This window comes from Kitasatospora sp. NPDC086791 (assembly GCF_040685975.1).
Taxonomy (GTDB): domain Bacteria; phylum Actinomycetota; class Actinomycetes; order Streptomycetales; family Streptomycetaceae; genus Kitasatospora.
The window spans coordinates 238,000-259,769 of the sequence record NZ_JBFBOC010000007.1 but is presented as its reverse complement, the minus strand read 5'-3'; the positions used below and the strand labels follow the sequence as shown (position 1 = coordinate 259,769).

17 protein-coding genes and 2 rRNA genes are annotated in these 21,770 nt (G+C 73.7%); 10 read left to right on the top strand and 9 right to left on the bottom strand.

Translation table 11 applies throughout. The annotated features are described in order from the left end of the window. Together AB0Q99_RS13875 and rrf are read left to right on the top strand one after the other, a co-directional pair. Positions 1-93 (top strand): 23S ribosomal RNA (locus AB0Q99_RS13875); the annotation flags it as partial. 81 nt (positions 94-174) lie between these two features. Beyond that, a 5S ribosomal RNA gene (gene rrf / locus AB0Q99_RS13870) occupies positions 175-291 on the top strand. Positions 292-666: 375 nt separating this feature from the next. Here rrf and AB0Q99_RS13865 read toward each other — a convergent pair. The 5 genes from AB0Q99_RS13865 to AB0Q99_RS13845 all read right to left on the bottom strand — a co-directional run bounded on the left by AB0Q99_RS13865 (position 667) and on the right by AB0Q99_RS13845 (position 6,318). Next, on the bottom strand, positions 667-1,977 hold the full coding sequence (locus tag AB0Q99_RS13865; RefSeq protein ID WP_363571257.1) for a DUF58 domain-containing protein: 1,311 nt from the start codon (positions 1,975-1,977) through the stop codon (positions 667-669). A 144-nt stretch (positions 1,978-2,121) separates the two neighbouring features. After that, complete coding sequence (locus AB0Q99_RS13860; protein WP_363571292.1) at positions 2,122-3,072, bottom strand: MoxR family ATPase; 951 nt, start codon at positions 3,070-3,072, stop codon at positions 2,122-2,124. Between the two features lie 80 nt (positions 3,073-3,152). Continuing rightward, a complete protein-coding gene (locus AB0Q99_RS13855) occupies positions 3,153-4,379 on the bottom strand; it encodes a DUF4350 domain-containing protein (protein WP_363571255.1) in 1,227 nt (408 codons plus the stop codon). After that, the gene (locus AB0Q99_RS13850; protein ID WP_363571253.1) at positions 4,376-5,095 is read right to left on the bottom strand and encodes a DUF4129 domain-containing protein; all 720 of its coding nucleotides are present in this window, start codon (positions 5,093-5,095) and stop codon (positions 4,376-4,378) included. Before AB0Q99_RS13850 ends, AB0Q99_RS13855 begins: the two co-directional genes overlap by 4 nt. 5 nt (positions 5,096-5,100) lie before the next feature. Next, the gene (locus tag AB0Q99_RS13845; protein WP_363571251.1) at positions 5,101-6,318 is read right to left on the bottom strand and encodes a hypothetical protein; all 1,218 of its coding nucleotides are present in this window, start codon (positions 6,316-6,318) and stop codon (positions 5,101-5,103) included. 287 nt (positions 6,319-6,605) lie between these two features. Between AB0Q99_RS13845 and mtrA the strand changes: the two genes are divergently transcribed. The 3 genes from mtrA to AB0Q99_RS13830 all read left to right on the top strand — a co-directional run bounded on the left by mtrA (position 6,606) and on the right by AB0Q99_RS13830 (position 11,263). After that, a complete protein-coding gene (mtrA, locus tag AB0Q99_RS13840; protein WP_030061806.1) occupies positions 6,606-7,283 on the top strand; it encodes an MtrAB system response regulator MtrA in 678 nt (225 codons plus the stop codon). A 112-nt stretch (positions 7,284-7,395) separates the two neighbouring features. Then, entirely contained in the window at positions 7,396-9,396 is a 2,001-nt protein-coding gene (gene mtrB, locus AB0Q99_RS13835; protein WP_363571290.1) for an MtrAB system histidine kinase MtrB, read from the top strand. Then, positions 9,371-11,263: an LpqB family beta-propeller domain-containing protein gene (locus tag AB0Q99_RS13830; protein WP_363571249.1), complete on the top strand. Its 1,893-nt coding sequence runs from the start codon at positions 9,371-9,373 to the stop codon at positions 11,261-11,263. The genes mtrB and AB0Q99_RS13830 overlap by 26 nt, the downstream gene beginning before the upstream one ends. Before the next feature lie 85 nt (positions 11,264-11,348). On the opposite strand, the gene AB0Q99_RS13825 is transcribed toward AB0Q99_RS13830, so the two are convergent. Continuing rightward, positions 11,349-12,071 (bottom strand): phosphoribosyltransferase family protein, encoded by a 723-nt coding sequence (locus tag AB0Q99_RS13825; protein ID WP_363571247.1) that lies wholly within the window; start codon positions 12,069-12,071, stop codon positions 11,349-11,351. Between the two features lie 370 nt (positions 12,072-12,441). On the opposite strand from AB0Q99_RS13825, the gene raiA reads away from it, so the two are divergent. Both raiA and AB0Q99_RS13815 read left to right on the top strand, forming a co-directional pair. After that, positions 12,442-13,137 (top strand): ribosome-associated translation inhibitor RaiA, encoded by a 696-nt coding sequence (gene raiA / locus AB0Q99_RS13820; RefSeq protein ID WP_363571245.1) that lies wholly within the window; start codon positions 12,442-12,444, stop codon positions 13,135-13,137. 164 nt (positions 13,138-13,301) lie between these two features. Then, positions 13,302-14,093, top strand: a complete 792-nt coding sequence (locus AB0Q99_RS13815; protein WP_363571243.1) for a response regulator transcription factor — start codon at positions 13,302-13,304, stop codon at positions 14,091-14,093. A gap of 12 nt (positions 14,094-14,105) precedes the next feature. Here the strand turns inward: AB0Q99_RS13815 and AB0Q99_RS13810 are convergent, their stop codons facing one another. Then, positions 14,106-15,317 (bottom strand): crosslink repair DNA glycosylase YcaQ family protein, encoded by a 1,212-nt coding sequence (locus AB0Q99_RS13810; RefSeq protein WP_363571241.1) that lies wholly within the window; start codon positions 15,315-15,317, stop codon positions 14,106-14,108. A gap of 48 nt (positions 15,318-15,365) precedes the next feature. Next, positions 15,366-15,923 (bottom strand): GNAT family N-acetyltransferase, encoded by a 558-nt coding sequence (locus AB0Q99_RS13805; protein WP_363571239.1) that lies wholly within the window; start codon positions 15,921-15,923, stop codon positions 15,366-15,368. 242 nt (positions 15,924-16,165) lie between these two features. On the opposite strand from AB0Q99_RS13805, the gene secA reads away from it, so the two are divergent. Continuing rightward, the gene (gene secA, locus AB0Q99_RS13800) at positions 16,166-18,928 is read left to right on the top strand and encodes a preprotein translocase subunit SecA (RefSeq protein WP_363571237.1); all 2,763 of its coding nucleotides are present in this window, start codon (positions 16,166-16,168) and stop codon (positions 18,926-18,928) included. Between the two features lie 107 nt (positions 18,929-19,035). Here secA and AB0Q99_RS13795 read toward each other — a convergent pair whose 3' ends face one another. Beyond that, complete coding sequence (locus AB0Q99_RS13795; RefSeq protein WP_363571235.1) at positions 19,036-19,533, bottom strand: Rv3235 family protein; 498 nt, start codon at positions 19,531-19,533, stop codon at positions 19,036-19,038. A 359-nt stretch (positions 19,534-19,892) separates the two neighbouring features. On the opposite strand from AB0Q99_RS13795, the gene AB0Q99_RS13790 reads away from it, so the two are divergent. Both AB0Q99_RS13790 and AB0Q99_RS13785 read left to right on the top strand, forming a co-directional pair. Next, positions 19,893-21,074 carry a patatin-like phospholipase family protein gene (locus AB0Q99_RS13790; protein WP_363571233.1) on the top strand — a complete coding sequence of 394 codons (1,182 nt, stop codon included), beginning with the start codon at positions 19,893-19,895 and terminating at the stop codon, positions 21,072-21,074. Between the two features lie 112 nt (positions 21,075-21,186). Further along, positions 21,187-21,696 carry a hypothetical protein gene (locus AB0Q99_RS13785; RefSeq protein WP_360253495.1) on the top strand — a complete coding sequence of 170 codons (510 nt, stop codon included), beginning with the start codon at positions 21,187-21,189 and terminating at the stop codon, positions 21,694-21,696. Positions 21,697-21,770: the final 74 nt, after the last annotated feature.

Sequence of the window (21,770 nt, the reverse complement as noted above, 5' to 3'; positions counted from 1 at the left end):
GGCTCCCAGTAGACGACTGGGTTGATAGGCCGGATATGGAAGCCCTGTGAGGGGTGGAGTTGACCGGTACTAATAGGCCGAGGGCTTGTCCTCAGTTGCTCGCGTCCACTGTGTTGTTCTGAAACAACGACCCGCCCGAATGATTCGGGTGTGCGGTTGACAGTTTCATAGTGTTTCGGTGGTCATAGCGTGAGGGAAACGCCCGGTTACATTCCGAACCCGGAAGCTAAGCCTTACAGCGCCGATGGTACTGCAGGGGGGACCCTGTGGGAGAGTAGGACGCCGCCGAACAATTCTTGAGAAGAACCCCCATCCGGATTCCGGATGGGGGTTCTTCGCGTTTCCGGGAAAGTGATCGGTCATGCCGTAGACCCCTGCTGGCCGACATCCATGGGCTGGTACGGGCCGGTGAATTCGGAGGGCATGGGGCGGGGCTCGGATGAGGTGGCGGGGCGGCAGGCCCTGGTGGTGTTGCACCACGCCCGGCTCTGTGGAGGACCGCGTCGGTGCGGGACCAGCGTCGGTTGAGACACCGGCCGGGTAGCCAGGACACATCGGCCCGAACGCCGCTCGGCCCCGCTGAGAGAGCCAGGGAGCCAGGGGCACCAGCGAGCCAGGAGGCCAGGGGGAGCCCAGGGAGCCCAGGGAGCCCGCGGGCCGGGCGGCTCAGAGCCGGCCGGCGGCCTTCAGCGCCAGGTAGGTGTCGGCCAGGGCCGGGGCGAGCTGTGCGGGCGGGGCGTCGAGCACGGTGACGCCGTGGCGGGTGAGGTGGTCGGCGGTGGCACGGCGGTCGGCGCGGGTCTGCTCGGCGGCCGCGGCGCCGTAGACCGCCTCGACGGTGCCGCGGCCGGCGGCGAGGACGTCCAGCCGGGGGTCGGCGACGGAGGCGAGAACGACCTCGTGGCGCTTGGTGAGCAGCGGCAGCAGCGGGCGCAGGCCGTCCTCGACCGGGGCCGCGTCGAGGCCGGTGAGCAGGACGATCAGCGAGCGGTGCGGTGCCATCGTGAGGATGGTGGAGACCAGCGAGCGCATGTCGGTCTCGTGCAGCGCGGGTTCCAGGTCGGCCATCGCGTTGGTGAAGGCGGGCAGCACCTCGTGGGCCGAGCAGCCGGCCACGGCGGCGCGCTTGCGGAGGTCGTGGGCGAGCAGGTCGACGCGGTCGCCGGCGCGGGTCGCGAGGGCGGTCAGCAGCAGGGCGGCGTCGAGGGCGGCGTCCAGGCGGGGAGCGTCGCCGACGCGGCCGGCCGAGGTGCGGCCGGTGTCGAGGACGACGAGGATGTGCCGGTCGCGTTCGGGGCGCCAGGTGCGGACGGCGACGGTGTTGCGGCGGGCGCTGGCGCGCCAGTCGATGGAGCGGACGTCGTCGCCGGGCAGGTACTCGCGCAGGGAGTCGAACTCGGTGCCCTGGCCACGGGTCAGCACCGAGGTGCGGCCGTCGAGTTCGCGCAGGCGGGCGAGCCGGGACGGCAGGTGCTTGCGGCTGGCGAACGGGGGCAGTGCGCGGACCGTCCAGGGGACCAGGTGCGAGCCCTGGCGGGCGGCCAGGCCGAGCGGGCCGAACGAGCGGACCGTCACCCGGTGGGCGTGGTGGTCGCCGCGGCGGGTCGGGCCCAGCACGGTGACGCTCCGGCGCCGTTCGCCGCCGGGGACGGTCAGGGTGTGCCGGGAGTCGGCCTCGGCGGTGCCGGGGCGCCAGGCGGACGGGGCCCAGGCGTCCCGGAGCAGGGCCCGGAGGGGGCGCCCGGAGGGATTGGTGACGGTCAGTTCGACCGAGGCGGTCTCACCGAGCCGGACGGTGGTGTCGCCGCCGCGGCCGAACCGTAGGTCGCGGACGGGGGCGGCGAGTACCAGGTCGGCCACGACGGCGAGCAGGATCGTGCCGGTGACCAGCCAGATCCCGGCCGCCGACGGCAGCAGCAGGCCCACGACGAGCGCGCCGAGCGCGGCGAGCAGGGCGGTTCGCCCGGTGAGGGCCATGCGGTGCGCTCCTTCGGTGACCCGTCGTCCGGGGGCCCGTGACGGGAACGGGCGACGGGAACGGGCGGAGAATCAGCTGGATCGGGTGGGGCAGACGGAGCAGACGGAGCAGACGGACCAGACGGACCAGACCGGCCGGGCGGATCAGCGGGGCGCGGGCGTCTGGGCGAGGACGGCCTGGATGACGGAGTCGGCGGTGACGCCCTCCATCTCGGCCTCGGCGCGCAGCGCGACCCGGTGCCGCAGGGTGGGCAGGGCGAGCGCCTTCACGTCGTCGGGGGTGACGTAGTCGCGGCCGGCCAGCCAGGCCCAGGCGCGCGAGGCGGCGAGCAGGGCGGTGGCACCGCGCGGGGAGACGCCGATGGACAGCGACGGGGACTGCCGGGTGGCCCGGCAGAGGTCGACGATGTAGGCGAGGACCCCGGGGGAGACGGTCAGCGCGGCGATCTGCTCGCGGGCGGCGGCGAGGTGCTCGGGCCCGGCGACCGGGCGGACGCCGGCCGCGGCGAGGTCGCGGGGGTCGAAGCCCGCGGCGTGCCGGGAGAGGACCTGGAACTCCTGATCGCGGTCGGGCAGCGGCAGGATCAGCTTGAGCAGGAAGCGGTCCAGCTGGGCCTCGGGCAGCGGGTAGGTGCCCTCGTACTCGACCGGGTTCTGGGTCGCGGCGACCATGAACGGCACGGGCAGCGCGCGCGGCTCGCCGTCGACCGTGACCTGGTGCTCCTCCATGGCCTCCAGCAGGGCGGCCTGGGTCTTCGGCGGGGTGCGGTTGATCTCGTCGGCCAGCAGCAGGTTGGTGAAGACCGGGCCGGGCTGGAAGGAGAACTCGGAGCTGCGGGCGTCGTAGACGAGCGAGCCGGTGACGTCGCCCGGCATCAGGTCGGGGGTGAACTGGATGCGCTTGGTCTCCAGGCTGAGCGCGGTGGAGAGGGTGCGGATCAGCAGGGTCTTGGCGACGCCGGGGACGCCCTCCAGCAACACGTGGCCGCCGCAGAGGAGCGCGACCACCAGTCCGGTGACGGCGGCGTCCTGGCCGACCACGGCCTTGCCGATCTCGGCGCGCAGGGCGGTCAGCGCGGCCCGCGGGTCGGTCAGTGCCGCCCGGGGGTCGGTGCTGCCGGGGGTGTCGGTCGCCGCGCCGGGGACGGTGCGGAGCTGGGCGGTTGCCTGGTCGGTCACGGGTTCCGTACCTGCCTTTCGAGGGCGTCGAGGTCGTCGGCGAGCCGCAGCAGCGCGGCGTCGTCGGTCGGGGGCGGGCCGAACAGCAGGGCCCGGACGTCCCCGGCGGGCCGGCCGGGGAGCCGGTCGGCCACAGCCGCGCAGAGTGCGTCGGCGTCGGGTGCGCCGGCCTGGAGCGGGACGCCCAGGGCCGGGGCGAGGCGGTGGGCTGCCGCGCTGCGCAGGGCCTCGGCGGCGCGGCCGCGGGCCTTGGCGCGCCGGTAGAGGCGGGCGCGGCCCTCGGTGGTCTCGGAGGCGCGGACCACCACGGGCAGGTCCTCGCTGACCACCGGGCCGAGTCGGCGGCCGCGCCAGAGCGCGGCGAGCACGGCGGCGACCACGAGCTGGTCGTAGGCCCAGTGCCAGCCGCTCGGGAGGTAGTCGTCGAAGGTCTTGGTGCCCTCGCCCTCGGCGAGCGGGGCGGAGTAGTCCGGCAGGTGCCAGGTGAGGCGGGGCTGCGAGCCGAGCAGGCCGAGCGCGAGGGCGGCGTCGCCGTCCTCGGCGAGCCGCTCGTTCTGCAGGAACGCGCCGCTGCCGAGCACGATGACGTCGCCGCCGCCGTCGCCGGTTTGGGCGCTGACCAGTGGGTAGCCGTGGCCGCGCGGGTAGCAGCCCTGGCCGCGGCTGCCGCTGGTGTAGAGCATGCCGCCCAGGTGGGCGCTGCCGGCCCGGGTGGCCTCGGCGAGCGAGCAGTCCGGGGTGGTGCTGCGGTCGGACGCGTACGGGAGGCCGCCGTCCTCCTCGGACATGCGGATGCCGGGGGCGAGCGCGGTGAGGGCGGTCGGGCCCGGGGCGATCAGGACCAGCCTCCGGTGCCCGGCGGCGGCGACGGCGCGCAGCTGGGCGGGGTCGAGCAGGTCCGGCTCGGGCAGCACGAGGGTGTCGGGGCCGGCCGGGCTGCCGGTCGGGTCGGTGGTGAACTCGGCCTTGAGGCCCTGCCGTTCGAGCAGCGCGACGACGGCGTGGGCGCCGTCGCCGTCGTACGAGCGGGGGTCGAGCGGCGGGTAGCGGTGGTTCTGGCCGAGGGAGGTCACGGCGACGGCGCCGATCAGCAGGGCGGCCAGGAAGGCCAGGTACCAGCGGCCCCGGCGCCACAGGCCGCGGATGGTCGGGGCGAGGCTGGTGGGGGCGGCGCCGGTGGGCGCCTCGGTCACCGGCGGCGGTGCGGGGGCGGTGGCGGTCATGCCGTTCCTCCCGGGGCCGGGGTCGGGGTCGATGGGGAGGACGGGGAGGCGTCCGCCGTCGAGCCGGGCGTGAGGACCGGGCGAGTGCGTTCCAGCGTCCGGTCGAGCTCGTCCAGCAGCCGGTACGCGGACTGGTCGGCGGTGCGCTCGCCGTACGCGATGTCGTCGAAGGCACGGGCGGCCGCGGACAGCGCGGCGGCGTGCTCGGGCAGCGCCCGGCCGGCCTCCTCGGCGGCCTCGTCGGCGGTGCGGCCGGGGCGGGAGTCGAGCAGGGTGCGCTCCTCCAGGCCCCGCACCAGGGCGCGCATCTGCTCGCGGACGGCGTCGGCCCAGCGCCCGGCGGCGGCGTGTTCGGCGGCGTCCGCCCGGTACTGCGCGGCGCTGCGCGGGCCCTCGACTCCGTAGACGTCCCCGACGGTGCGGGCGGCGCGCCGGGGCGCGCCGAGGCGCCACCAGAGCGCGGCGCCGATCAGCACCGCGACGATCAGGAAGAGCACCAGGCCGGTGGTGCCGCTGGTGCCGTCGCCGGAGATGCTGCCGAGCGCGTCGGAGACGTGCTCCCAGAACCAGTCCGCGGCCCGCTGCAGGATCGACGGGTCGTTCTTGTGGTACTCGGCGTTGAGCAACTCGTCCCGGGCGGCGTCACGCGCGGGATCGCGCGGGACGGTGACCGGGGCGCCGCCCGCGGCGAGCAGCCTGTCCCCCCAACTGGGCATCCGGTTCAGCGCCTCGCCGGGGTCTGGTCGGGTTGCTCGCCCCAGCCGGTGCCGCCGGACTCGGGCAGGCCAGCGGCGCGGGCGAGCTCGATGTCCAGGGCCTCGCGGCGGATCCGCTGGTCGATGTAGAGCAGTACGCCGACGGCGGCCATGAACGGTGTGGTGAGGGTGCCGGCGATGATCCCGGCGACCGCCATGACGACCACCATGGCGACGCCCTGGTGGGTGGAGTCGGTCAGGCCTTGTCGGTCGAGGGTCTCGAAGCCGAGCAGCAGGCCGACGAAGCGGAACGGGACGGCGATGACCACCGCGACGACCAGCGACAGCACCTTGCTCAGCAGGGTGATGCCGAAGATCCGCCACCAGGAGCCGCGGACCAGGCGCCGGGAGCGCGACAGCGCGGTGGCCACGCCCTGCTTCTCCAGCATCAGCGCGGGGGCGGCCAGGCTGTAGCGGATCCACAGCCAGGCGGCGACCGGCAGGGTCAGCAGGCCGACGAGGAACAGCAGCCCGGCGGTCGCGGGCTCGGCGGCGCCGCCGGCGCGGTAACCGATCAGCGGGGCGAAGCCGAGCAGGCCCACGCCGAGGCCCATCAGGAGGGTGAGCAGGGTGAGCCCGAGCAGCTGCAGGAGCCGCGGCCGGGCGTCGCGCCAGGCCTCCCCGGCGGTCGCGGAGCGGCCGAGGACGGCCCGGCTCACGACGATGGTGAGGAGTGCGGCGGCGAGCACGTCGAGCAGCAGCTGCAGCGGCATGGCGGCGAGCAGCCGCAGGGTCTGGGTGGCGGCGCCGGTCTTGCCCCTGACCAGGAGGTCCACCAGGACGGTCCCGCCCTGGGCGACCACGGCGATGCCGAGCGAGAGCGCGAGCACCGTCCGCCAGTGCCGGCGGACGGTGTTGACGGAGCCGTCGAGCAGCTCGCCGACGCCGAGCGGGCGCAGCGGGATGACCCCGGGCCGGGGGCTGTGCGGCACGTCCCAGCCGTAGGGGGGTCGGCCGCCGGGGGACGGTCGGCCCCACTGCGGCCGGCCGTACTGGTCGTACGGACCGTGCTGGTTGTTCTGGCCGTACTGGTTGTTCTGGCCGTACTGGCCGGTCCAGCCGGGGGTGGCCTGCGGTGGTGCCGACGGCCCGGGCACGGCGGCGGGCGTGTCGGCCGGGGGCCGGACGCCGTCGCGGGGTGGCTCGGACGAGCTGGGCGAGGCCCAGCCCGGAGTGTCGGTCATCACTGCTCCTCGGAGGGGCGTCGTGGGCGCGGCTCCGGACGGATCTTCCGCCCGCACGCAGCGCCAATCGTGCCATGGGGCCGGAGGAGGCCCCAGGGCGATCCGGTCGCTGATCGGCCACGGGGGGTCACCGTGGGTCGGTCGGTGGGCCGCGGACGGTTCGGAGGCGTTCCGACCGGGGTCATTCGCCCGGTATGGCCGGAATGCACCGGCGGGGGAGTTGGCCGAACTGGAGCAATGGCACTGCTGTGCGGCAGGTCACAATCCGGTAATGAGAGGATGGACGCATGAAGGGACGCGTCCTCGTCGTTGATGACGACTCCGCACTGGCCGAGATGCTCGGCATCGTGCTGCGTGGTGAGGGTTTTGAGCCGTTTTTCGTCGCGGATGGGGACAAGGCGCTAGCCGCGTTCCGGGAGACCAAGCCCGATCTGGTCCTGCTCGACCTGATGCTGCCCGGTCGGGACGGCATCGACGTCTGCCGGCAGATCCGGGCGGAGTCGGGCATTCCGATCGTCATGCTGACCGCGAAGACCGACACGGTCGACGTGGTGGTGGGCCTGGAGTCCGGTGCCGACGACTACGTCACCAAGCCGTTCAAGCCCAAGGAGCTGGTGGCCCGGGTGCGTGCCCGGCTGCGTCGCGCCGAGGAGCCGACGCCGGAGCAGCTGACCATCGGCGACCTGGTGATCGACGTGGCCGGCCACTCGGTGAAGCGGGACGGCCGGGGCATCCCGCTGACCCCGCTGGAGTTCGACCTGCTGGTCGCGCTGGCCCGCAAGCCCTGGCAGGTGTTCACCCGCGAGGTGCTGCTGGAGCAGGTCTGGGGCTACCGCCACGCGGCGGACACCCGCCTGGTCAACGTCCACGTCCAGCGCCTCCGCTCCAAGATCGAGAAGGACCCGGAGCGCCCCGAGATCGTGGTGACCGTCCGCGGCGTCGGCTACAAGGCCGGACCCAGCTGACGTGACGGACCGGGCTGACGAGACCCCGTCGGGTACCGCGACCGACGGGGCCGGAGCCGTGCGCGGGGACGTACTGAGTTCGACCACCCGCCGTCGGCGCGGTCCCTCCGGCCTGGCCGGACTGGCCAAGCGTCAGCTGCGCCGTCCCGCGCACCGGGTGACCGCGCTGTACCGGCGGTCGATCCAGCTGCGCGTGGTCGCGGTGTCCCTGCTGGCGTCCATCGCGGTGGTCCTGGTGCTGGGCGTGGTCGTGGTGGCGCAGGTGCGCAACGGCCTGCTCGACACCAAGATGGACGCTGCCCGGGCGCAGGCCAGGATCGGCTTCCAGGTCGAGCAGAAGAAGATCGACGAGGCCCGGGACCAGAAGCTGCGCGGCACCGCCGATCCGACCGTCGACGAGACCGGCACCTGGCTGCTGCGGCAGGTCAACGACCTCGCCGGGAGCGGGCAGACCGTCTACTCGGTGATCGCGATGGCCCCCGGCAGCGGCGCCGTCGTCCCGGACACCGCCGGCTTCGCGCCGCGCTACTCCGGCGACATCCAGCCCAGCAGCATCCCGGACGCCCTGCGGGCCAAGCTCCTCTCCGAGCCCGGCCAGATGTTCGACCAGCCGACCCGGATCCACCGCTCGCCCGAGAGCAGCGTCAAGTCCGAGCCCGGGCTGGCCCTCGGCATGCAGTTCATCGGCCCGGCCGGGACCAGCTACCAGATGTTCTACGTGTTCTCCTTCGGCCAGGAGACCGACACCCTCAACCTGATCACCGGCACCCTGGCGACCGCCGGCGTGTTCGTGGTGATCCTGATGGGCGGCATCGCCTGGGTCGTGGTGCGCCAGGTGGTCACCCCGGTCCGGATGGCCGCCGGGATCTCCGAGCGGCTCGCCGACGGGCACCTGGAAGAGCGCATGAAGGTGACCGGGACGGACGACATCGCCCGCCTCGGGGAGTCGTTCAACCGGATGGCCAACGCCCTGCAGGCGCAGATCCGCCAGCTGGAGGAGCTGTCCCGGGTGCAGCGGCGCTTCGTCTCGGACGTCTCGCACGAGCTGCGGACCCCGCTGACCACCGTCCGGATGGCCGCCGACCTCATCTACGACAGCCGCGAGGACCTGGACCCGATGGCGGCCCGCTCGGCGGAGCTGCTGCAGGGCCAGCTGGACCGGTTCGAGTCGCTGCTCGCCGACCTGCTGGAGATCAGCCGCTTCGACGCCGGCGCCGCGATCCTGGACGCCGAGCCGGTCGACCTGCGGGAGATCGTCGGCCGGGTGGTCGAGGCCGCGGAACCGCTGGCCGAGGCCAAGGGCAGCACCGTCGTGATCCGCGGCGACGGCGAGCCCGTGCTGGCCGAGGTCGACTCCCGCCGGATCGAGCGCATCCTGCGCAACCTGGTGGTCAACGCGCTGGAGCACGGTGAGGGCCGCGACGTGGTGGTCCGGCTGGGCTCGGCGGACGGCGCGGTCGCGGTCGGCGTGCGCGACTACGGCATCGGCCTCAAGCCGGGCGAGGCGTCCCGGGTGTTCCACCGCTTCTGGCGGGCCGACCCGTCCCGGGTGCGGACCACCGGCGGCACCGGCCTCGGCCTGTCCATCGCGGTCGAGGACGCCCACCTGCACGGCGGCTGGCTCCAGGCCTGGGGCGAGCCCGGCGGCGGCTCGCACTTCCGGCTCACCCTGCCGCGCACCCGCGGCGGCGAGATCTCCCGGGCGCCGTTCCGGCTGGAACCGGAGGACTCCCGCAACAACCGGGGCCTGGGCACGTACGGCATGCCGTACCGGCGGGCGATCAGCCCGGTCGGCTCGACGGCGCTGACCGTCGCCGAGGAGCCGACGGAGGCGCCGGACGGGTTCGGCCCCGGGGCCGGCTTCGGCAGCGGGCTCGGCGGGGTGCTGAACATCGGCCCCGGCCTCGGCCGGAGCCGGATGCCCGAGGGCCCGCGCTCGGACCCCTCGGACGTACGGGCCGCGGGAGCCGGTTACGGGGCGACGGGTGCCCAGGTCATGGTGGACCCGACGCCCGGACGGCCGTCGGTGGCACAGCGGACGGCGGAGCCGGACGTGATGGGTGGGACGGACGTGGAGGGGTCGCAGCGTGCGAGGGACGAGCAAGAGGACTGAGCCGCGGGTCGTCGCGGTGACCGGCGCGCTGCTCGCCCTGATGGCGAGCGGCTGCGCCGCCATGCCGGATTCCGGCACCATCACCAAGGTGGAGCTGTCCCAGGGCTCGGCGGACAAGAACCTGCAGGCCAGGGTCTACCCGGTGGCACCCGGCAAGGGTGCCAAGCCGCGCGAGCTGCTGACCGGGTTCCTGGACGCGGTGACCGCCGACGAGGGGTACGAGACCGCGCGCAAGTACCTCACCGAGGGCGCCGCCGCGGCCTGGAAGCCGGACGCCGGGATCCGGGTGCTCTCGTCCACCACCATCCCGGGCGGCCAGGACGTCACCAACGAGGACACCCTGGCCTCGGTGACGGTGAGCGGGCAGCTGGTCGCCAGCGTCGACGAGAAGCACTCGTACCAGCTGGTGGCCGGGCAGAACAACAACGTCTCGTCCGACTTCACCTTCGTCCGGGAGAAGGACGGCGAGTGGCGGATCGACAAGCTGCCGGCCGGCGTGATCATGAACGAGACCAACTTCCGGAACAGCTTCCGGCAGGTCGAGCGGTTCTTCTACACCGCGCCGGACCCGTCCGCGGTGCCCTCCGGGAACACCGGCCAGGAGGTGCTGGTCGCCGACCCGATCTACCTGCGGCGCCGAATAGACCCGCTGGCCTCGGCCGCCCAGGCGGTGGCCGACGGGCCCTCCACCTGGCTCTCGCCGGTGGTCCGCACGGCCTTCCCGAACGGCGCCCGGGTCGACCGGGTGACCATCGACGACAGTCGGGTCGCCCACGTGCAGCTCGCCGAGGCGGACGTCAGCGAGCCGATGGCCTGCCGGCGGATGGCGACCCAGCTCTTCTACACCCTCGCCGACCAGGGCAAGGGCCAGGTCGAGCGGCTCGAACTGAAGGGCCGGCGCGGCTCCTGCACCGCCAGCCGCACCGACGTGCCGGCCACCGGCCCGGGCGCGCTGGCCGGGCAGCCCCCCGCGACGCAGTACTACCAGCGGGTCGACGGCTCCCTGGTGGCGACCGACGAGGGCCGCCCCGGCGACCCGGTCCACGGCATCCTCGGCCGGCCCCAGTCGAACACCAAGCCGCCGCTCGGCGCCGTCGCGGTCAGTCGGGGCGGCCTCCAGGCCGCCGCGATCAGCGAGGACGGCCACCAGGTCTACTCGGTGCCGCTGACGGACGCCGCGGTGACGCTGGGCGACCCGGTGCTCAGCTCGCCGGCGAAGTCCGGGGACAAGGAGGACGGCTTCGCCTCGCCCAGCTGGGACGGCCGCGGCGACCTGTGGGTGGTGGACCGCAACCAGCAGGGGCAGCGGGTGGTGATGGTGCGCGGCAACAAGTCGTACACCGTGTCGGTCGAGGGGCTGGCCGGGCAGACCGTGCAGTCGCTGAAGATCTCCTCGGACGGTGTCCGGGTGGCCTTGGTGGTCAAGAGCCCGGGCGTGGCCATCCGTTCGCTGATGTTCGGTCTGGTGGTGCACGGCGGCACCCCGCAGGCGCCGACCGTGAAGATCACCGGGCTGCGCCGGGCGGCGCCCACGCTCACCGACGTCGCGTCGGTGTCCTGGGCGGAGACCGACCAGCTCCTGGTGCTGGGCAAGGAGGCCGACCGGACCCAGCAGCTCTACTTCATCAGCACCGACGGCTCGCAGAGCACGGACACCCAGCTGCAGAGCGCCGAGAGCATGACGACCGTCGCGGCCTCGGAGTCCCGCGGGGACAGCCTGACCCAGGCGCCGCCGGTGCTCGCGATGGCGGAGGTCAAGCAGGCGGACGGCAAGCCGAGCGAGCTCAAGGCCTACCGCCTGGTCAACAACCAGTGGCGGGAGGCCCCGCTGATCGACAAGCCCCGGTCCTTCTTCTACGCGGGCTGACGCCCGGTCCGGACGGGGAGGCCCCGGGGCCGGTACGGGCCGGTGGTGGGCCGCCGCGCGCGGGCTGACGCGCCGGCAGCGGCGGTCAGCCCGCCGGGCGCACCGAGGTGGCCGCGACCGCGGCACCGGCCCGGACCGGCAGGCCGGCGGCGGCCAGCGCCCGGGCGGCCTCGGCGAGGCTGGCCCCGGTGGTCACCAGGTCGTCCACCAGGACGGGGTGACGGCCCGCCAGACGGGCCCGGGCGCGCGGCAGGACGGTGAGCGCGCCGTGCAGGTTGCGGCGCCGCTCCGCCGCGTTCAGTCCGGTCTGGTCGGCGACCGGGCGGGCGTGCCGCAGCAGCTCGGCGGCCCGGGCGTCCAGGCCGGCCCGGCGCAGCGCGCGGGCGGCGGCTCCGGCCAGCCGCAGCGTCGGGTCGTGGCCGCGGGCGCGGACGGCCGCGCGGGTCGAGGGCATCGGCACCAGCAGGAGCGGCGCGGTGTCGGCCCGTGCCCCCAGGGCGGAGCGCACCGCCCGGCCGAGGGCCTCGCCGAGCGGGCCGGCCAGCCGTAGCGCACCGCGTTCCTTGTGCGCGAGCAGCAACTGCCGGACGGGGTCGGTGTAGGGGGCGGCGGCGTGCGCCCAGGGCAGCTGGGTGGGGCCCGGCCGCGCGGTGGCCAGGACGTGCCGGCAGGCCGGGCAGAGTTGGGTGCGTTCGCTGCCGCAGCCGGCGCAGTTCGCGGGGAGCAGGACGTCCAGCAGCCCGGCCAGTGCGTGACCGAACGGTCCGTAGGCGGACGGTCGGCGGGTGGGTGAGGGGGGCAGTGGCACGGCTGCTCCTGGCGGCGGCGGGCACGGGGAGTGAGCAAAGGATCCGCCGTATGGGGGGTGTTGTCCAGGTATTAACCGATACTTCACTCGCGGGAGTGTAGACAGGGTGCAACAGCTTGACCGCCCGCTCGCAGTATCGGGTCATACCCCCCTTCTCGCCTGGGGAGGCGAAAACTCCCTGTGAGGTGTTCCATGAGGCTCCAGGGGGTTTCAACCGTCCCTGGTGGGGAGGAAGTGAGGTGAGGGCCAGTCGTTTCCCGCCGCTGGCGGCGGGGGCGGGGGGCCGGCAGTGGATGGGCTGGTCCAGCTGGGTCTCAGCCCGATCCGGTAGCACCCGGATCGGCGTCAGCACGAGGGATCGGAGTTCTGCGTGGACATCGTCGTCAAGGGCCGCAAGACCGAGGTGCCCAAGAGGTTCCGCGAGCACGTGGCCGAGAAGCTGGAGAAGGTCCAGAAGTTCGACGGCAAGGTGATCAGCCTCGACGTCGAGGTGTCCAAGGAGCACAACCCGCGGCAGGCCGACCGGTCCGAGCGGGTGGAGATCACTCTCCGTACCCGTGGGCCGGTGATCCGGGCCGAAGCCGCCGCCGCGGACCCCTACGCGGCGCTCGACCTGGCTTCGGCGAAGCTCGACGCGCAGCTGCGCAAGTCCGCAGACCGGCGCCGGGTGCACAAGGGCGGCGCGAACGGCCGCACCCCCATCAGCGTCGCCGAGGCGACCGCGGCCCTGGCCGCGCTGCCCGAGCCGGCGAGGCTGGAGGGCGGGACGAACGGCGCCGTCCGCAAGACCATGATGGGATCCCTGGAAGTGGAGGGCGAAGGCCCGCTGGTGGTCCGGGAGAAGACGCACCCGGCCGCCCCGATGGCGCTCGACCAGGCGCTCTACGAGATGGAGCTGGTCGGCCACGACTTCTACCTCTTCGTGGAGAAGGACAGCGGCCTGCCCAGCGTCGTCTACCGCCGGCACGGCTACAACTACGGTGTCATCCACCTGCAGACCGATCTGCAGGCCGGGCCGGGCAGTGGTGCGGGCGGCGCGATCGGCGAGGCCGACGACGAGGACTGACCGTCCGAGCAGTGATGGAGGGGTGACCCCGGTGGCCGTGACCACCGGGGTCACCGGCGTTCCGGGGCCGGGTGGTTCGAACGCGGTCGGGTCCCGGGGTGAGGGGTCACCCGAAGAGGGGGAATCGGCGCCGGAGGGTGACCTCGGCGGCTGCCGGGCGTGGAATGATTGGCGCACGACGACCCGCGAAGGGGGAGGAGCGGATGGGGGATCACTTCGGGCTGGGGCCCGCGGCTGGGCCCGGGCTGCCGTTGGGGCCGGAGGAGGATCCCGCGTACGCGCCGCGCCGGGGTGAGCCGATCCGTGTGCTGGTGGTGGACGACCACGCGTTGTTCCGGCGGGGGCTGGAGATCGTCCTCGCCGAGGAGCAGGACATCAAGGTCGTCGGCGAGGCGGGGGACGGCGCCGAGGCGGTGCTGAAGGCCGCCGACCTGCTGCCGGACATCATCCTGATGGACGTCCGGATGCCGCGGCGCAGCGGGATCGAGGCCTGCACGGCGATCAAGGACGTGGCGCCGAGCACCAAGATCATCATGCTGACGATAAGCGACGAGGAGGCCGACCTCTACGAGGCGATCAAGGCGGGGGCCACCGGCTACCTGCTGAAGGAGATCTCCACCGACGAGGTCGCCACCGCGATCCGCGCGGTGGCCGACGGGCAGTCGCAGATCAGCCCGTCGATGGCCTCCAAGCTGCTCACCGAGTTCAAGTCGATGATCCAGCGGCGTTCCGACGACCGGGACCTGGTGCCCGCGCCCCGGCTCACCGACCGGGAGCTGGAGGTGCTCAAGCTGGTGGCGACCGGGATGAACAACCGGGAGATCGCCAAGGAGCTGTTCATCAGCGAGAACACCGTGAAGAACCACGTGCGCAACATCCTGGAGAAGCTCCAACTGCACTCCAGGATGGAGGCGGTGGTGTACGCGATGCGGGAGAAGATCCTCGAAATAGGGTGAGCCGGGCCGGGCTCACCCGTCCGCCAGCAGCTTCTCCAGGGCCGGGCGCAGCCGCTCGTCGTGCAGCGTCCCGACCCGCACCGTGTCGCAGCCGACCCAGGCGGCCGCCTCGCGCAGGGCCGTCGCCAGCGGCTCGACGTACCGGGCGTCCCGGCCGCGGCCGCCGGTCAACGAGACCTGCCGGGCGACCAGGGTGCGGCCCTCGCGGGCCGGGTCGACCCGGCCGACCAGCCGGCCGCCGGCCAGCAGCGGCATCGCGAAGTAGCCGTGCACCCGCTTGTGCTTGGGCGTGTAGGCCTCCAGCCGGTGCTCCATGTCGAAGATCCGCTCGGTGCGCGGGCGGTCCCAGATCAGCGAGTCGAACGGCGAGAGCAGCGTGGTGCGGTGGCGTCCGCGCGGGGCGGTGGCCAGGGCGGCCGGGTCGGCCCAGGCGGGGGCCGGGGTGCCGTCCGGGCCCCAGCCGGCCACCTCGACCGGGACCAGCCCGCTGTCGGCGAGCACCGGGTCCAACTCCTCGGCGCGCAGGCGGTGGTAGTCCAGCAGATCGGCCCGGGTGGCCACGCCGAGCGCGGCGCCGGCCTGGCCGACCAGCGTGCGCACGCACTCCTCGTCCGACCGCTCCTGCCCGAACAGCGCGGCCGGGACGGCCTGTTCGGCCAGCGCGTAGACGCGCTTCCAGCTCCGGCGCTCGGTGCAGACCACGTCGCCGAAGGCCAGCGCCCGTTCGACCGCGATCTTGGTGTCGGACCAGTCCCACCACTCGGCGGTCTTCTTGGCGCCGCCCAGCTCGGTCGAGGTCAACGGGCCCTTGGCGCGCAGCTTGTCGAGCACCAGGCGGTAGGTCTCGGGTGCGACCTGGTGGCCCCACAGGTGGCCGCGGTCGCGGTAGCGGCGGCGCCGGAAGGCGAACAGCGGCCACTCCTCGACCGGCAGGACGCAGGCCGCGTGCGACCAGTACTCGAAGCTCGTGCCGCCGCCCCAGTAGGCCGCCTCGACCGCCGGGCGGCCGACCGCGCCGAGGCGGGCGTACGGCACCAGTTCGTGCGAGCGGGCGAGCACCGAGATGGTGTCCAACTGGACGGCGCCCAGGTGCCGCAGCACCCCGCGCACCCCGGCCCGGCGGTCGGGCGCGCCGAGCAACCCCTGGGCGCGCAGGGCGATCCGGCGGGCGTCGTCGGCGCTCAGGGTGAGGACGGGAGAGCTGTGCGCGGCTGCGGCGGTCATGCCGGCGAGCGTAGCCCGGGGCACCGACAACGGCCCCGGGCCCGTCCCTCAGTCCTGGTCGGAGGCCAGCAGCGAGGCGACCCAGGCGTCGTGGAAGACGCCGCGTTGCTCGGCGTACGAGCGCAGCGTGCCCTCGAAGCGGTAGCCGACCCGCTCGGCGACGGCGCGGGAGCCGGCGTTGCCGACGTAGGCCAGCCACTCCAGGCGGCGCAGGCCGAGCTCGCGCAAGCCGAAGCGGGAGACCGCGCGGGCGGCCTCGGTGGTGTAGCCGCGGCCGCGGAACTCCTTCGCGGCCCACCAGCCGATCTCGGCGCAGCCCGGGTCGTTCTCGCGCCGGACCAGCGCCTGGGAGCCGACCAGGGCGCCGGACCCGCGCTCGAACACGCACCAGATCCGGTTCGCCCCGGTGCGCCAGCCGTCGGTGGCGAGATCGCGCACGAAGAACTCCGCGTCCGCGCGCCGGTACGGAGAGGGAACCACCGTCCAGCGCTGGATCTCCGGGTCCTGGCAGGCGGCGAAGACGGCGTCGATGTCCGATTCCCGCGGGGCGCGCAGAACCAGGCGCTCGGTGGTGAGGATGACCGGCTCGGTGCGGATTTCTGCCATGAACGGATTATTTCGCCGGAGATCCGGGGCGGGCATCCGAATATGCGGCCGACTCCGCGGCCCGCCGACCCTTTTGTCCCGGTGGACGGTGCTATCAGGTCATGTGCTCGCGGGGGTGACACGGGAATACCGTGCTGACGCACCTCCCGGGGCATTGGACTCCTCGCATACGATGGCCCGTGCGGTGGGGTGGACCCGCCGTGCAGTCGTCCAGTGCCAATACAGGCAAGGAGCCCGCTCTAGTGTCCGTCTTCGACAAGATCCTGCGCGCAGGCGAGGGCAAGATCCTTCGCAAGCTGCAGCGGATTGCTGCCCAGGTCAACTCCATCGAAGAGGACTTCGTCAACCTCACCGACGCCGAGCTGCGCGCGCTGACCGACGAGTACAAGCAGCGACTCGCGGACGGCGAGAGCCTGGACGACATCCTCCCCGAGGCGTTCGCCACCGTCCGTGAGGCCGCCAAGCGCGTGCTCGGCCAGCGGCACTACGACGTCCAGCTCATGGGTGGCGCGGCCCTGCACTACGGGTACGTCGCGGAGATGCGCACCGGTGAGGGCAAGACCCTCGTCGGCACCCTGCCCGCGTACCTGAACGCGCTGACCGGCAAGGGCGTCCACCTGATCACCGTCAACGACTACCTCGCCGAGCGCGACTCGGAGTGGATGGGCCGGGTGCACCGCTTCCTCGGCCTCGAGGTCGGCGTGATCCTCGGGAACATGACGCCCGCCGAGCGCAAGCACCAGTACGGGATGGACATCACGTACGGCACCAACAACGAGTTCGGCTTCGACTACCTGCGCGACAACATGGCCTGGTCGAAGGACGAACTCGTCCAGCGCGGCCACAACTTCGCGATCGTCGACGAGGTCGACTCGATCCTCATCGACGAGGCCCGCACCCCGCTGATCATCTCCGGCCCGGCCGACCAGGCGACCAAGTGGTACGCCGACTTCGCCAAGCTGGTGCAGCGTCTGAAGATCGACCGGGACTACGAGGTCGACGAGAAGAAGCGCACCGTCGGCATCCTGGAGGACGGCGTCAGCCGGGTCGAGGACTACCTCGGCATCGACAACCTCTACGAGTCGGTGAACACCCCGCTGGTCGGCTTCCTGAACAACGCCATCAAGGCCAAGGAGCTGTACAAGGCGGACAAGGACTACGTCGTCATGAACGGCGAAGTCATGATCGTCGACGAGCACACCGGCCGCATCCTGGCCGGCCGCCGCTACAACGAGGGCATGCACCAGGCGATCGAGGCCAAGGAGGGGGTGGAGGTCCAGAACGAGAACCAGACCCTGGCCACCATCACCCTGCAGAACTTCTTCCGCCTGTACGGCAAGCTCTCGGGCATGACCGGTACCGGCACCACCGAGGCCGCCGAGTTCCACCAGATCTACAAGCTCGGCGTGGTGCCGATCCCGACCAACAAGACGCCGCTGCGCATCGACCAGCCCGACCTGATCTACAAGTCGGAGCCGGCCAAGTTCGCCGCCGTGGTCGAGGACATCGCCGAGAAGCACGAGAAGGGCCAGCCGGTGCTGGTCGGCACCGTGTCGGTCGAGAAGTCCGAGTACCTGTCGCAGGAGCTGCGCAAGCGCGGCATCCCGCACGAGGTGCTGAACGCCAAGCACCACGAGCGCGAGGCGCAGATCGTCGCGCAGGCCGGTCGCAAGGGCGCCGTGACCGTCGCCACCAACATGGCCGGCCGCGGCACCGACATCATGCTGGGCGGCAACGCCGACCACCTGGCCGCCGCCGAGCTGGCGCAGCGCGGGCTCACCCCGACGGACACCCCGGACGAGTACGAGGCCGCCTTCCCGGCCGCCCTGGAGAAGGCCAAGGCCTCGGTCAAGGCCGAGCAGGACGAGGTCAAGGAGGCCGGCGGCCTCTACGTCCTCGGCACCGAGCGGCACGAGTCCCGCCGGATCGACAACCAGCTGCGCGGCCGCTCCGGCCGTCAGGGCGACCCGGGCGAGTCCCGCTTCTACCTGTCGCTGGGCGACGACCTGATGCGCCTGTTCAAGGCCGGCATGGTCGAGCGCGTGCTCTCGATGGCCAACGTGCCCGAGGACGTGCCGATCGAGTCCAAGATGGTCACCCGCGCGATCGCCTCCGCGCAGACCCAGGTCGAGCAGCAGAACTTCGAGATCCGCAAGAACGTCCTCAAGTACGACGAGGTGCTCAACCGTCAGCGCGAGGTCATCTACGGCGAGCGCCGCCGCGTGCTGGAGGGCGAGGACCTGCAGGAGCAGGTCGGCCACTTCATGGACGACACCGTCGAGGCCTACGTCAAGGCGGCCACCGGCGAGGGCTTCGAGGACGACTGGGACCTGGACAAGCTCTGGACCGCGCTCAAGCAGCTCTACCCGATCACCCTCGACCTGGCGGAGCTGGAGGAGGAGGTCGGCGGTTCGGCCGGCCTGACCCCCGAGTTCCTGGTCAAGGTCGTCCAGGAGGACATCCAGGCGCAGTACGGCGCCCGCGAGGACCAGCTCGGCGAGGAGATCATGCGCGAGCTGGAGCGCCGGGTCGTGCTGTCGGTGCTGGACCGCCGCTGGCGCGAGCACCTCTACGAGATGGACTACCTCCAGGAGGGCATCGGCCTGCGGGCCATGGCGCAGCGCGACCCGCTGGTCGAGTACCAGCGCGAGGGCTTCGACATGTTCACCGCGATGATGGAGGGCATCAAGGAGGAGTCCGTCGGCTACCTGTTCAACCTGGAGGTCCAGGTCGAGCAGCAGGTCGAGGAGGTCCCGGTCGAGGACGCCCAGGTGGTGCTCGACAAGCTGGAGAAGGACGCCTCCCGCCCGGAGATCAAGGCCAAGGGCCTGGAGGCCCCGAAGCCGCAGCGGCTGCACTACACGGCCCCCTCGGTGGAGGTCGGCGGCGGTGTGGTCGAGGGCGACTTCGAGGACCTCGCGCCGGAGGACGAGGGCGACGGGATGACCCGCGCCGAGCGTCGCAAGGCCGCCAAGTCGGCCAAGGGCCGCCGCCGCAAGGGCTGAGCCGTCCGCGGGGCCCGAGCGGGCCCCGGGACACCAGGCAGGACGCCGCGCAGGGCGCCGCTCCCGGACGGGGGCGGCGCCCTGCGCCGTTCCCCGCTCCCGGGTGGTCACCGGGCCTCCACGGCGGTGCACTGCCACTGCCCGGCCGGGCCGCGCTGCTCCAGCCGGAAGGCCACCATGTGGTGCCGCCGACCGAGGTCGACCCGGACGCAGGCCTCGACCGCGTCGGGCGAGGGTGAGCGGTCGTGCACCGGGCCGAGCCGGGGCCGGGCGGTGGCCCCGCCGCGGCGCAGCGCGCCCATCCGGACCAGCGAGGCGAGCTGCCCGTAGCCGTCCAGGCTGGTGTGCCGCATCAGCTGGCCGGAGGGCCGCGCGCCGGTGAGCACCTCGACCAGCTGGTGGGCGAAGCGGGAGGCCAGCGCCCGGGGGTCGGGCCCTGAACCGGGCGCTGAGCCGGGCCCTGAGCCGGAGCCTGCGCCTGAGCCGGGTCCGGGGACGCCGCCGCAGGCGGCGCGCGGGTGCCGGGGGAGGCGCCCGGCCGGGTCGCAGGCGCCGTGGGCGGTGCGCGGGCGGCGGGGCGGACGGGCGGAGAGGTGGGCGGTCACGGCGGCTCCTCGACATGGTGGTGCGGGTACGGACGGGTCCAGGCTGGTGGCGCCGGCCGCGGGGCGGCAACGGCTATTCGGGGCGGCCGGAGCCTGCGTTGCGGTTCACCTATCCGGATGACTCGACCAGTGCGACGAAGGGTCGGAGCGGTGGCCGCACGGCACCCGGTTGACGCCCGGGGGCGGTGCGTACGGCCCGAAAGGGGACGTTCCGACTGGGCGGACCGGGTGGTCGGCGCCCGGTCGCCGCGTTGCGCCGGCCCGGTCCGGCGCGCACCATCGGAGCCTGACCGGAGAACCGCGGGGAGCGGGCAGACGCCCCCCCAGGACGACGGGCGGGCGGTATGACGACGAGCGGTATGACGACGGCACGGGCGGCAGCGGGAGTGCCGGCCCCGGCGGTCGCGGGCGCCACCCCGCGCGCCGGGGGCGCACCCCGGCGCGGCCTGGTCCTGGGCGGCGGCGGGATGCTCGGCGCGGCCTGGACGGTCGGCGCGCTCTGCGCCGTCGAGGAGGCCACCGGGCGGCAACCCGGCGAGTCCGACCTCCTGCTCGGCACCTCGGCGGGCGCGATCCTCGCCGCGATGCTGTCCGGCGGCGTCCGCCCCGAGCACCTGTGCGACCACCAGCGCGGGCTGCCGGTCACGGACGGCCCGCTGGCCGGGCTCGCCTTCGACTACGACACCGCGGCCGGCGGTGCGCTGCCGCCCAGGCCCCGGGCCGGCATCGGCTCGCCCGGCCTGCTGCGCGACGCCGTCCGGCACCCGCGCGAGTTCCCGCTGCTGACCATGGTCTCGGCGATGGCGCCGCACGGCCGGGGCTCGCTGGCGCCGGTCGGCGAGCTGGTGCGCGGCCTGCTCGGCCCGGTCGGCTGGCCGGACCCGGACCCGGACCCGGCGGCCCTGGACCCGGATCCTGACGTCCCGGGCCCCGGCGTTCCGGGCGCGGGTGCGGGCTCGCTGTTGCGGGTGGCCGCCGTGGACTACCGCAGGGGCCACCGGGTGGTCTTCGGCGACCCGGACGCCCCGGCGGTCGCGGTCGCCGACGCCGTGATGGCCTCCTGCGCCATCCCCGGCTGGTTCGCGCCGGTGCGCCTGGACGGTTCGGCGTACGTGGACGGCGGCTGCTGGTCGGCCACCAACGCCGACCTGATGCTCGGCCGCGGCCTGGACGAGGTCTACGTGCTGGCCCCGATGGCCCTGCGGCTGGACCCCGGGCCCGGGCGGGGCGGCCGGGCCGACGGGGCCGGGCCGGCCGGGCGCGGGCGCGACACCCTGGCCGCGCTGCGCGAGTGGCGCGCCCGGGACCGCCCGCGCGGCGTGCTGGCCCAGCTGGTCAGCCGCTACCGCCGGGCCGTCACCCGGCAGCTGCTGCGCGAGGCCGCGCTGCTGCGGGCCGAGGGCGTCCGGGTCCGGCTCCTCGCGCCGACCCTGGCGGACCTGGCGGTGATGGGCCCGAACATGATGGACCCGGCCCGTCGCGGCGCGGTCCTGGAGAGCGCGCTGCGCACCAGCCGGGAGGCGCTGCGGGCCGCACGGTGACCGGGCCCGGACCGGGGGTGATCACGGGAGCCCGGCGGAGCTTATTCTTGGGGCGCTGGAGAATCCGTTCCGCTGGACCAAGCCCGCTGGACCGAACCGGAGAGTGCCACCGATGCGCGTGTACGTGCCCACCACCCTGACCGGCCTGGCGGCGGCGCACGAGGGCGGCGCCCTGGAGCAGTCCGCGGCGTACGCCGTGACCCCCGCGCTGCGCGAGTGGTACGTCAGCGACGACATCGAGGAACTGGAGTACGCGGCGCTCAACCGGGCCGCGCAGTCCTCGCTGCGGCTGCTGGCCGCCGACCCGGACGCCCCGCGCCGTCGGGTCGTGGTGGCGCTGGACGTGGCCGACGCGTCCGTGCGGCCGTTCCCCGGCGACGAGTACCAGGACCAGGCCTCGCTCGGCCGGGTGGTGCTGGCCGGCCCGGTGCGGCTGGCCAAGGCGGCCGCGGTGCACGCGGACGTGTCCGACGACGAGGTGGTCACGGACGTCGCCGCCGCGGTGGCGGCGGTGGCCGCGGCCGACGCGGGCGACCAGGACGCCCAGTTCACCGTGGACGGCGCCGAGGACCACGACCTGCTCTGGTTCGCGACCCAGGAGATCCCCGCCCTGTTCGCCTGAGCGGCGGCCCCGGCGGCCCCGGGAGCACAGCCGAGAGGCTGTTGGGACAGGCATGACGGCGGCGGCCGCCGGCC